This is a genomic window from Rhodococcus jostii NBRC 16295 (genome assembly GCF_001894825.1).
Classification (GTDB): domain Bacteria; phylum Actinomycetota; class Actinomycetes; order Mycobacteriales; family Mycobacteriaceae; genus Rhodococcus_F; species Rhodococcus_F jostii.
Genome location: NZ_BCWY01000160.1, coordinates 1 through 11,024 on the forward strand (window position 1 = coordinate 1; position 11,024 = coordinate 11,024).

Below are 11,024 nucleotides of genomic sequence, written 5' to 3' on the forward strand. Positions count from 1 at the left end.
GGTTGGTCCGAGTTCCGGTCGATGCTCGAGTACAAGGCCGACTGGTACGGGCGGCAGGTGGTGGCGATCGACCGGTTCTATCCGTCCTCGAAGACCTGCTCGGCGTGCGGGGAGATCGCGTCGATGATGCCGCTGAACGTGCGGGAGTGGACGTGCCGATGCGGCGCCGTCCACGATCGGGATGTGAACGCGGCGAAGAATATTTTGGCCGTCGGACTGACGGTGGCAGCCTGCGGAGATGGTGTGAGACCGCCCCGCACCTAAAGTGTGGGGCGGCAACTGTCGGTGAAACAGGAACCTCGAGGCGTGAGTCTCGAGGGGAATCTCGGTCGTTCACGACCGAGAGGACGTCAATGATGGCGAGGCTACTGGTGTATGTGAAGGTGCTCCGGCGCCGCGATGGCCATGTCTTCCTCGAGCCCCGCAATTTGGCCTATACCGCGATTGACGGCGACGGCGCAGTCGTCTTGAGCAAGGTGGAGTCGGTGATGCGCCGGATCTGAGGAGTGTGCAGCCGACAACACCCGCAGCCAAGAACGACCTCGAACACGAATCACCGGCTTCACCCAGGCCCGACTCCGTTGCAGGGGCAGGAGTGTCCGGGTTCGTCCGGCCGCGCATTATCGTCGGTTCAGGCGCGCTTGCGTTCCGAGGTAGACGACTTCGCTGTAGCCTTCTTCGCAGCGGTCTTGGCCGGAGCCTTTTTCGCCGGCTTCTTCTTGGCGGGTGCGGCCTTCTTCCCGGCGGCGTCGACGCTGCGCTGAAGTGCGGCCACGAGATCGACGACCTCGGCGTCCTCGCCGGTCTTCTCGACCTCGGCGACGGGGATGACTTTCTTGCCGCCCGACTTGATCATCTCGTCGAGCAGTTCCCGCAACTGCACCTGGTAGTCGTCGGTGAACTCGGTGGGGTCGAAGTCGTCGGCCATGCTGTCGACGAGGGTCTCGGCCATCGCGAGTTCCTTCGCCTTCGGTTTGTCGACGTCGTCGAGCGAGGGAAATTCGGCGGCGCGAACCTCGTCCGGCCAGAGCAGCGTCTGGATCACCAGCACCCCGTCCCGCGAGCGCATCGCGGCCAGCCGGGTGCGCTGACGGAGCGTGAAGTGGACGAGGGCCGTGCGGTCGCTGTTCTCGAGGGCCGTCGCGAGAAGGACATATGCCTTCGGGGAACTGGAATCCGGCTCGAGGAAGTAACTCTTCTCGAACAGAATGGGGTCGATCTGTTCTGTAGGCACGAACTGCAGAACGGGAATCTCGTGTTTCTCCGCGGCAGGGAGCTTCGCGAAATCGTCGTCCGTCAACACCACGCGGACGCCGTCGTCGGACTCGTAGGCCTTGTCGATATCAGCGTATTGAACGACGTTGCCGCATTCCGTGCACACGCGGTTGTATTTGATCCGGCCGCCGTCCTTGGCGTGGACCTGGTGAAACTTGATGTCGTGATCCTCGGTGGCCGAATAGACCTTGACCGGCACGTTCACGAGTCCGAACGCTATCGAGCCCTTCCATATCGACCGCATGCGTTCCATGATGGTCTCCTTTTCGCGTTCGCGCGACAGTTCATCGAACTTCCCGGCGCAGCGTCGAACGGAGAATCGCGCCGCGGATATCGCCGGAGGACGCGAGAAACATCCTGCGCATCGCCGCCAGAGTTCCGCGCGGATTCGACCGCTCGGACAGATATGCGGCTTGCAGTTGCGGCGGCAGATCGAAGAAATGCTCGAAGAATTCGGGTACGTGTTCCGCATCGAGATCGAGGAGGACGCGGAGGCCGAGCGACCGCAGCGATGCAACGCTGCGAGCCCGCCACGACCACAACCGCCCGCTCGAACCGTCACGAATGTCCCGGACGAGCAGGTCTGCGCAGAGAAGCGATGCTGCGACGCTGTAGCCCGTGCCGGGGTGCATCAGCCCGGCACGAGCCCCGAACCGCACCTGGTCCGAGTTGTGGGCACGACCGGCCTCGGGTGGTGGCTCGACCGCGAATTTCACTCTCTCGACGTCCGAGTGGGAAGGGACGGTGACACCCCGCTGCCGGAGCCGGTCGTGGAGCCGGACGGCGAGTTCCGCCATCGGTAGCGGTGGGCGACCGACGAGACACGTCTCCTCGAGCAGAAACCGATCGTGAGTGAGCGGGACCCCGTACAGAAATGACGGAGTGTCCGCGGGGGATGTCCCGTTGTCGCGGCGCCAGTCCATGAAGACGGCGGCATCGCCGGCGAGCGCCTGTGCGGCAGTGCCTGGGTCCACCACGACCCCGTACGCCGTCTGCTGCGCGAGGTCGGGGCTGTCGCCGGTTCCCCGCGCATCGACCACCACATGCGCCTCCACGGTCGAGCCGTCGTCGAGTTGGACGGAAGTGGGGGAGAGGTCGACCGCTCTACCTGCGAAAACAGTTCCGGAATCTTCGGTGAGTATTGATTGCAGTATCGATGTATTCAAAACGCAATATGTGCGTTCGATGGTGTGATGGCGAGTTGTCCAGGCGGTCGGATGTGAGATCCTCGCGGCGACGGCACCCGGCGGAAGCCATTCGGGGAGTTCGTCTTCCCACGCCGCGTACGTCGCGGACCAGGCTCTGCGGGGGAGCGGATCGATCGAGGCGACCGTCAACCCGGCCGCCTTCGCGCGGTGGGCGAGGGCTCTGCCGGCGGGGCCGAGGCCGACGATCGCGACATCCCAGATCGGTCGAAGGGGAGGCGTTGTCACGATTCCAGCGTGTCATGGCGCGCCGCCGCGTCCTGTCGAATCCGTAGTTCCGTGCTCTGACACGGACGGAAGATGATGAGTTCTAGATTTATAGGCTTCCGTCGCGCATCGGCGCAGTGGGGAAATTGACGTCCAACCATGCGGTCCCGAGCGGCTCCCGCACACATTTCCTCGACGCGTGGGGCGAGATCAGGGGAGAGGATGCGGCCGGCGGGCGTTCGCTGCCGCGGGGGAGTGCGGTGAGCGGATCGAAGCGTTCGCCGGGGTAGGGCGGTGAGGTGGCGAACGCTGGGGGCGCCGCACTATCGATCCTGACGCAGGCAGCGGTCGGGGTCGAGTTCGAGCTGCACACTGGCGCTAAGACTCGGACCGTGACGGAACACCCTGGCTTACCGAATTTACCCCCGCCGGCCCGACGACGAACCACGTGTAGTCGCCACAGATACTCACTCCTGACCGCATCACACACCCACCATTCCCGCTCACGACGGAGGGGGATCGGGGTCCGAAGGTAAGCGGAATCACTGGCAGGCGTGTTCCGAGTGAACGGTGGTCGGGTAAAATTGCTGGTTCGTGCGTTCTTTGCGCGGTTTTCCTCATTCAGTGCGAGCGTCATTTTCCTAGGAGTCTTGTTGATCACCGCTACCGACCTGGAAGTTCGAGCTGGAGTGCGGACGTTGCTGTCTGCTCCCGGACCGGCTTTGCGGGTGCAGCCCGGCGACCGCATCGGGCTGGTCGGCCGCAACGGTGCCGGCAAGACGACCACGCTCCGCATTCTTGCGGGGGAGGGTGAGGCGTACGCGGGCGAGGTCATGCGCACCGGCGATCTCGGCTACCTTCCGCAGGACCCGAAGGAGGGTGACCTCGACGTCCTCGCCAAGGACCGGGTGCTCTCCGCGCGCGGCCTCGATTCGCTGCTGCGGGACATGGAGAAGCAGCAGATCCTGATGTCGGAGGTCGTCGACGACGACGAGCGCGACAAGGCCGTGCGCAAGTACGGGAACCTCGAAGACCGCTTCTCCGCGCTCGGTGGGTACGAGGCGGAGAGCGAAGCGGCTCGCATCTGCAACAGCCTCGGCCTGGCGGACCGCATCCTCGGCCAGCAGTTGCACACGTTGTCGGGTGGTCAGCGCCGCCGCGTGGAGCTGGCCCGCATTCTGTTCGCCGCGTCGGACGGCAGCGGTGGTCGCTCCGATACGACGCTTCTGCTCGACGAGCCCACCAACCACCTCGACGCCGACTCGATCACGTGGCTGCGGGGCTTCCTGCAGAGCCACGAGGGCGGGTTGATCGTGATCAGCCACGACGTCGATCTGCTGAACGACGTGGTGAACCGGGTGTGGTTCCTCGACGCCGTGCGCGGCGAGGCCGACGTGTACAACATGACGTGGAAGAAGTACCTGGACGCCCGGGCAACGGACGAGCAGCGTCGTCGCCGTGAGCGCGCCAACGCGGAGAAGAAGGCCGGTGCGCTGCGCGTTCAGGCCGCGAAGCTCGGCGCGAAGGCCACCAAGGCGGTAGCGGCGCAGAACATGGCGAAGCGTGCCGACAAGCTGATGTCGGATCTCGATGCGGAACGTGTGTCCGACAAGGTCGCCCGGATCCGGTTCCCCGAGCCGGCCGCGTGTGGCAAGACCCCGCTGATGGCGGAGAACCTGACCAAGGTCTACGGCTCGCTGGAGATCTTCACCGGGGTGGACCTCGCGATCGACCGTGGTTCCCGTGTCGTCGTGCTCGGCCTCAACGGCGCGGGCAAGACGACGTTGCTGCGCATCCTCGGGGGAGTGGAGACGCCGGACGCCGGCGGACTCGTTCCCGGGCACGGCCTGAAGATCGGGTACTTCGCGCAGGAGCACGACACGCTCGACGACAACGCGTCGGTGTGGGAGAACATTCGCCACGCGGCACCGGATACGGGGGAGCAGGAGCTGCGTTCGCTGCTCGGCGCGTTCATGTTCACCGGCCCGCAACTCGAACAGCCCGCAGGCACCCTGTCCGGCGGCGAGAAGACCCGCCTCGCGCTTGCGGGTCTCGTGTCCTCCGCTGCCAACGTGCTGCTGCTCGACGAGCCGACGAACAACCTCGACCCCGTGTCCCGCGAACAGGTGCTGGACGCTCTCCGCAGCTACACCGGCGCGGTCGTCCTGGTGACACACGATCCGGGTGCGGCCGAGGCGCTCGATCCGGAGCGGGTCATTCTCCTGCCCGACGGCACCGAGGACCACTGGTCGCAGGACTACCTGGAACTCATCCAGCTCGCCTGAGCACTGCGCGTAGATATCGCCGTCGCGGGGCTCTACCGTGGAAACCACCGTCGCTCGCCGACTGGAGGAGTTCATGGCTGACATCGGGGTCTTCGCCAAGAGTGCTCGGATCACGGGACCGTCGCGCGCCGATCTGCAGGCGGAGCTGAAGGAGCGCTACCAGGCCGGTGCGAGTATCCGTTCCCTCGCCCGGGAAATGGGGCGATCGTACGGATTCGTCCGCAACATCCTCGCGGAGTCCGAGGTTGAGCTCCGCGGACGAGGCGGAGCTCACCGTCGTAAGACCTGACGACCGTCGGTGGGGGAGAGCGGTGTCAGTCGCGGCGTCGGACGGATTCCTCGACGAGATCGAGCACGGCCGACAGGTTGTCGCCGGCGTGCCCCGAGGCGATGCGCGCGACCAGGCCGTCGAGCACCAGATCGAGGTAGCCGATGAGAACGTCGGTCGGCACGTCGTCGCGGAGACGTCCCGCCGACTTCTGCCGCGCGAGGCGTGCCATCGTCGCCTCGGTGAGTTCCGCCGACCGTTGCGACCAGCTTCTGCGGAAGTCGGCGTCGTTCCGGAGCCGCCGGGCGATCTCGAGCCGGGTGCCCAACCAGTCGAACTGCTCGGGCTGGGCCAGCATGTCCCGCATGACCTGAACGAGGCCCTCGTGGGCGACCACGTCGGCCATCCTCGTCGCATCCTCGTGGGCGAGGGCGAGGAACAACCCGTCCTTGTCCTTGAAGTGGTGGAAGATCGCACCGCGGGACAGTCCGGTCACTTCTTCGAGGCGACGGACCGTGGCACCGTCGTAACCGTATTCGGCAAAGCATCGGCGGGCGCCGTCCAGGATCTGACTGCGCCGTGCCGCGAGATGGTCTTCACTGACCTTGGGCAAAGTGCCTCCTTCGTCGGCCTGTGCGTGTTTTCAGTCCTCGGCAGTTGAAGTCACCCAATGCACGAAGCGCGCACGACCACCTCGATCGGGACAGCGGAGCTCCCCTGAAACTGGTCGTGCGCGCTTCGTGCCTGTCATGGCCGAGAACACTCACAGGTGCGCGGCGCCTGTGAGCCGAAAGTGCTCACAGGCGCGGTTGCGCCCTAGCCCTTGATCATGTTGCGGAGCACGTACTGCAGGATGCCGCCGTTGCGGTAGTAATCCGCTTCACCAGGGGTATCGATGCGTACGACTGCGTCGAACACGACCTTCTCGCCGTTCTCGCGCGTTGCCGTGACCTTCATGGTCTTCGGGGTGACGCCCTCGTTGAGCTTCTCGACGCCTTCGATGTCGAAGGTCTCGGTGCCGTCGAGCTTCAGCGACGCAGCCGACTCACCGGCCGGGAACTGCAGCGGAACGACGCCCATACCGATGAGGTTGGAGCGGTGGATGCGCTCGAACGACTCGGTGATGACGGCCTTGACGCCGAGGAGGCTGGTGCCCTTGGCGGCCCAGTCACGCGACGATCCCGAACCGTATTCCTTGCCGCCCAGGACGACCAGCGGGATGCCGGCTGCCTGGTAGTTCTGCGACGCGTCGTAGATGAATGCCTGCGGTGCGCCTTCCTGCGTGAAGTCGCGGGTGTAGCCACCGGAGACGTCGTCGAGGAGCTGGTTGCGCAGACGGATGTTCGCGAACGTTCCGCGGATCATCACCTCGTGGTTGCCGCGCCGCGAGCCGAGCGAGTTGTAGTCCTTGCGCTCGACGCCATGGGAATCGAGGTACTGCGCGGCGGGGGTGCCGGCCTTGATCGGACCTGCCGGGCTGATGTGGTCGGTCGTGACCGAGTCGCCGAGCAAGGCGAGGACGCGAGCGCCCTTGATGTCCTCGACCGGAGCCGGATCCTTCGGCATGCCGTCGAAGTACGGAGCCTTGCGGACGTAGGTCGAGTTCTCGTCCCACTCGAAGGTGTCACCCTCAGGGGTCGAGAGGTTCTGCCAGCGGCTGTCGCCCGCGAAGATCGTTGCGTAGGACTTGCGGAACATGTCCTGGCTGATCGCCGTCTTGATGGTCTCTTCGATCTCCTGCGTGGACGGCCAGATGTCCTTCAGGAACACAGGGTTGCCGTCGGTGTCGTCGCCGAGCGAGTCGGTTTCGAAGTCGAAGTCCATGGTTCCCGCAAGGCCGTAGGCGATGACGAGCGGCGGGGAGGCCAGGTAGTTCATCTTGACGTCGGGGGAGATGCGCCCCTCGAAGTTGCGATTGCCCGAGAGCACCGCGGTGACCGACAGGTCGTTGTCGTTGATGGCCTTGGAGACTGCCTCGGGCAGCGGGCCGGTGTTGCCGATGCACGTGGTGCATCCGTAGCCGCCGAGGTAGTAGCCGAGCTTCTCGAGGTACGGCCAGAGGCCGGCCTTCTCGTAGTAGTCGGTGACAACCTGCGAACCGGGTGCCATGTTGGTCTTGACCCACGGCTTGGTGGCCAGGCCCTTCTCGACGGCATTACGTGCAAGCAGTGCGGCGCCGAGCATGACCGACGGGTTGGACGTGTTGGTGCAGGAAGTGATGCCGGCAACGACGACGGCGCCGTGATCGAGAACGAACTCGCCTGCGTCGGACTTGACGACAATCGGCTTGCTCGGGCGCCCTTCTGCTCCGTTGGCGGCGGAGAGGACGTCGACTGCTCCGTCATCGGCAAACGACAGAACTGCGGGGTCGGACGCCGGGAAGGATTCTTCGACGGCCTCGTCGAGCTGAGTGTGCTCGGTCGGAAGGTGCTCTTCCACGTAGTTGTGGATGTCCTTGCGGAACGCGTTCTTCGAGTCCGACAACAGGATTCGGTCCTGCGGGCGCTTCGGGCCGGCGATCGAGGGAACAACCGTTCCCAGGTCGAGCTCGATGTACTCGGAGAAGACGGGCTCCTTGTCGGGATCGTGCCACAGGCCCTGTTCCTTGGCGTAGGCCTCTACGAGAGCGAGCTGCTCGTCGCTACGGCCGGTCAGGCGCAGGTAGTCGATCGTCTCGCTGTCGATCGGGAAGATCGCTGCGGTGGAACCGAATTCGGGGCTCATGTTGCCCAGGGTTGCGCGGTTCGCGAGCGGAACCTCGGCAACACCCTTGCCGTAGAACTCGACGAACTTACCGACGACGCCGTGCTTGCGGAGCATCTCGGTGGCGGTGAGCACGACGTCGGTCGCGGTGACGCCGGGCTTGATCTCACCGGAGAGCTTGAAGCCGACAACGCGGGGGATGAGCATGGAGACCGGCTGGCCGAGCATGGCTGCCTCGGCTTCGATGCCGCCGACGCCCCAGCCCAGCACGCCGAGGCCGTTGACCATCGTGGTGTGCGAGTCGGTGCCGACACAGGTGTCGGGGTATGCCTGGCCGTTACGTGCCATGACGGTCGGAGCCAGGTATTCGATGTTGACCTGGTGAACGATGCCCATTCCCGGGGGGACGACCTTGAAGTCGTCGAATGCGCCCTGACCCCAGCGGAGGAACTGGTAACGCTCGCCGTTGCGCTGGTATTCGAGGTCGACGTTGCGCTCGAGTGCATCGGCCTGGCCGAAGATGTCGAGAATGACCGAGTGGTCGATGACCATGTCGGCGGGGGAGAGCGGGTTGACCTTGTTGGGGTCGCCGCCGAGGGTGGTGACAGCCTCACGCATGGTGGCGAGGTCGACGACGCAAGGAACGCCGGTGAAGTCCTGCATGATCACGCGAGCCGGCGTGAACTGGATTTCGACGCTCGGCTGAGCCGAGGGATCCCAGCCTGCAATTGCGCGGATGTGATCCGCGGTGATGTTGGCTCCGTCTTCGGTGCGGAGAAGGTTCTCGGCGAGAACCTTCAAGGAGTAAGGCAATTTCTCGGTGCCGGGGACGGCTGCGAGTCGGAAGATCTCATAGGAGTTCTCACCGACCTCGAGGGTTCCCTTTGCTCCGAATGAATCAATACTGGTGCTCACGTCAGCTCCACTCGTCTATGTGAGGGTCGCCACCGACGGGGCTGTGTCGACGGCTGCAGGCACTGCGGGCACGGCTGATCCGTGTGCGCTGTCGTGCTAGCGATGGACGGAATCGGCCCCTACCGCGGTACCTCCGATAGTCTAACAGTACGCTTGTCCTGTGAGAATTCGGGGCGGAATCGGGCCCGGCCCTCGGCGATTCTCCTCGCTCCCGGCGGGGAACGCCCGCGGACGGAACGGAACTTCGGGGACACCTCACGTAGTGTTCACGCGAGGCTTAACGTTCCTACAGCAAACCCGGATGAGAGATGCCTGCCCCTATCGCCACCGCAGTTCCCGCCAGTGTCACGCTCCCCATTCATGCGGCGCTTCCCGTGAAGACGGACATTCCGGAGGACCTCGACGTCTCGGACGTGGTCACGGATGTGTCCGACGACGGGGTGTCCGCCCCGTCCGACGAGGTGAGCGACCTCGTCGCCGTGGTGGACCGCGCAGCCGAGCACGGCGTCAAGTTGAGCATCGTGGCGCTGGACGAGGATCCCGGGCGCGATTCGCAGCTGCGCGACCTCGCGACCGAGGTCGGGGCCGAGGAGGGCGGCACCGTCCTGGTGCTGAGTCCCAGCTGGGTCGGCACGTACAGCGATTCGATCAGCCGGGTACTCCTCGAATCGGGCCAGGACCGCACCTACACCGGCGACGCGGTGGTGTCCGCCAATCACTTCGTCGACGAGGTGACCGAGCCGGGACCTCCGTGGGCGCTGTTCACGGCGGTCATCGTCGCGATCGTCGTCATCGCGTCGGCCGCCACGTTCTTCGCGAAGTCGCGTCGGGCGGCCGGATCCCGTGACGGTCATCCGGAAACGCGGGACGGCGCCGCACCGTCGCCGACGTCGTACGAGCGACAGAAGCCCTGACACTCCCGATTTCCCGCAATAACTCGGCGGCCATTTTCACCATTCCGGTGTGAGTGGCCGCTGCCTGCGTCGATGCGCGAAAAGGGCGCCGACAATTCACAGCTCACCATTTCCGCTGGTCAAATTACTCATGTGTTATTTGTGACTAAAGTTTCCATAGAGTCCGGAAGTGTCGTACGGTGCATTTGGCGCTCTTGGGGAAGAAGTGTCGCAGGCTGGTGATTGACGTCCAGAGTGACGGCGATGCCGGGTACGTCGGTGTCGCCGAAGCGCACGGAAAGGTGTGGCTGCCTGAATTTCTCCCCACGACGGGCACGGCGCGTTCGCGTGATCGGTGCAGAACCGAGGGAGAGAGTTGTGAAGCGACAAGCACGAGCTGGAGTGGGGCACCGTAGCTTCTCCCGCGGGCACACTCGCACAGCGCGCCTCCTCATCGGATTGGGCATCGTCGGGGCCCTGGTCGGCAGCACTCCCGGCCTGGCCGCAGCCGTGCCCCCACCACCGCCGAATCCATCCGACTCCGACATCGCGCAGGCCCAGACCCAGGTCACTTCGGGTCTCGGACAGGTCAGCGAACTGATCAACCAGGTGGCGTCCGCGGATCAGCAACTCGCGCAGCTCGACAACGAGGTCGCCATTAAGCGCGAGGACGTGAACCGGGCGCTGGTCGATCTGCAGAACGCCCGCAGCGCCGCCGACCTCGCCGCCGGAGTGGTCGGGGCCTCCCAGCAGGCGCTGCGTGACGCCGGCGCACAGATCGATCTCGCGCAGAAGGACTTCGACAAGTACGCCCGGTCGAGCTACACACAGGGCACCAACGTCTCCGCGATCTCGACATATCTCGGCGCTCAGGGGCCCGGCGACGTCCTGGACCGCGCGCAGGTTCTGAAACTCCTCGCCACGAGCCAGAACGCGGTGCTCGAGGGCCTGCAGCGGGCCCGGACCGCACAGGCGAACAAGGATTCCGCGGCGCGGGAGGCCAAGCAGCAGGCGGACGCGGCCGCCGACCAGGCAGAGTCGAAGAAGTCGCTGGCCGAGCAGGCGATCGCGATCGCGCGCTCGGCGTTGCAGGACCAGGCCGTCAAGAAGGCGCAGATCGAGAGCAACCGCGCGGCCGCGCAGGCCCAGCTCGAGGCCGCCCGCGGGAACGTCGAGGGCCTGCAGGGGCAGCGCGAGGCCTACACCACGTGGGACGACCAGCGCCGCGCCGAGGAGGCACAGAAGGCTGCCATCGCCGCCGCCGCGCGGGAGG

The 11,024-nt window shown here is 65.3% G+C and carries 9 protein-coding genes and 1 pseudogene; 6 read left to right on the plus strand and 4 right to left on the minus strand.

Features of this window, described 5'->3' with window-relative positions:
* On the plus strand, positions 1-264 hold a 264-nt coding region (locus RJ1_RS43500; RefSeq protein WP_143169603.1), incomplete at its 5' end, for a zinc ribbon domain-containing protein.
* A 113-nt stretch (positions 265-377) separates the two neighbouring features.
* A pseudogene (locus RJ1_RS43505) lies at positions 378-503 on the plus strand (transcriptional repressor LexA); the annotation flags it as partial.
* A 128-nt stretch (positions 504-631) separates the two neighbouring features.
* Here RJ1_RS43505 and ku read toward each other — a convergent pair.
* A complete protein-coding gene (ku, locus tag RJ1_RS43510; RefSeq protein ID WP_439958225.1) occupies positions 632-1,519 on the minus strand; it encodes a non-homologous end joining protein Ku in 888 nt (295 codons plus the stop codon).
* A 40-nt stretch (positions 1,520-1,559) separates the two neighbouring features.
* Positions 1,560-2,708 (minus strand): lycopene cyclase family protein, encoded by a 1,149-nt coding sequence (locus RJ1_RS43515; RefSeq protein ID WP_083400409.1) that lies wholly within the window; start codon positions 2,706-2,708, stop codon positions 1,560-1,562.
* A gap of 632 nt (positions 2,709-3,340) precedes the next feature.
* Here RJ1_RS43515 and RJ1_RS43520 point away from each other — a divergent pair.
* Entirely contained in the window at positions 3,341-4,972 is a 1,632-nt protein-coding gene (locus tag RJ1_RS43520; protein ID WP_073370673.1) for an ABC-F family ATP-binding cassette domain-containing protein, read from the plus strand.
* Between the two features lie 73 nt (positions 4,973-5,045).
* The gene (locus RJ1_RS43525; RefSeq protein ID WP_005255033.1) at positions 5,046-5,261 is read left to right on the plus strand and encodes a helix-turn-helix domain-containing protein; all 216 of its coding nucleotides are present in this window, start codon (positions 5,046-5,048) and stop codon (positions 5,259-5,261) included.
* Positions 5,262-5,286: 25 nt separating this feature from the next.
* On the opposite strand, the gene RJ1_RS43530 is transcribed toward RJ1_RS43525, so the two are convergent.
* Together RJ1_RS43530 and acnA are read right to left on the minus strand one after the other, a co-directional pair.
* Positions 5,287-5,853, minus strand: coding sequence for a TetR/AcrR family transcriptional regulator (locus RJ1_RS43530; protein WP_073370662.1), 567 nt, complete (start codon positions 5,851-5,853; stop codon positions 5,287-5,289).
* Positions 5,854-6,056: 203 nt separating this feature from the next.
* Entirely contained in the window at positions 6,057-8,858 is a 2,802-nt protein-coding gene (acnA, locus tag RJ1_RS43535) for an aconitate hydratase AcnA (protein WP_073370665.1), read from the minus strand.
* A gap of 308 nt (positions 8,859-9,166) precedes the next feature.
* Between acnA and RJ1_RS43540 the strand changes: the two genes are divergently transcribed.
* Positions 9,167-9,772, plus strand: a complete 606-nt coding sequence (locus RJ1_RS43540) for an Rv1476 family membrane protein (RefSeq protein WP_073370667.1) — start codon at positions 9,167-9,169, stop codon at positions 9,770-9,772.
* 381 nt (positions 9,773-10,153) lie between these two features.
* On the plus strand, positions 10,154-11,024 hold an 871-nt coding region (locus tag RJ1_RS43545), incomplete at its 3' end, for a coiled-coil domain-containing protein (protein WP_369691072.1).

Bases quoted from the DNA above. Each gene is read 5' to 3' on its own strand.
- ku (WP_439958225.1), bottom strand. From the start codon at position 1,519: ATGCGGTCGATATGGAAGGGCTCGATAGCGTTCGGACTCGTGAACGTG.
- RJ1_RS43525 (WP_005255033.1), top strand. From the start codon at position 5,046: ATGGCTGACATCGGGGTCTTCGCCAAGAGTGCTCGGATCACGGGACCG.
- RJ1_RS43540 (WP_073370667.1), top strand. From the start codon at position 9,167: ATGCCTGCCCCTATCGCCACCGCAGTTCCCGCCAGTGTCACGCTCCCC.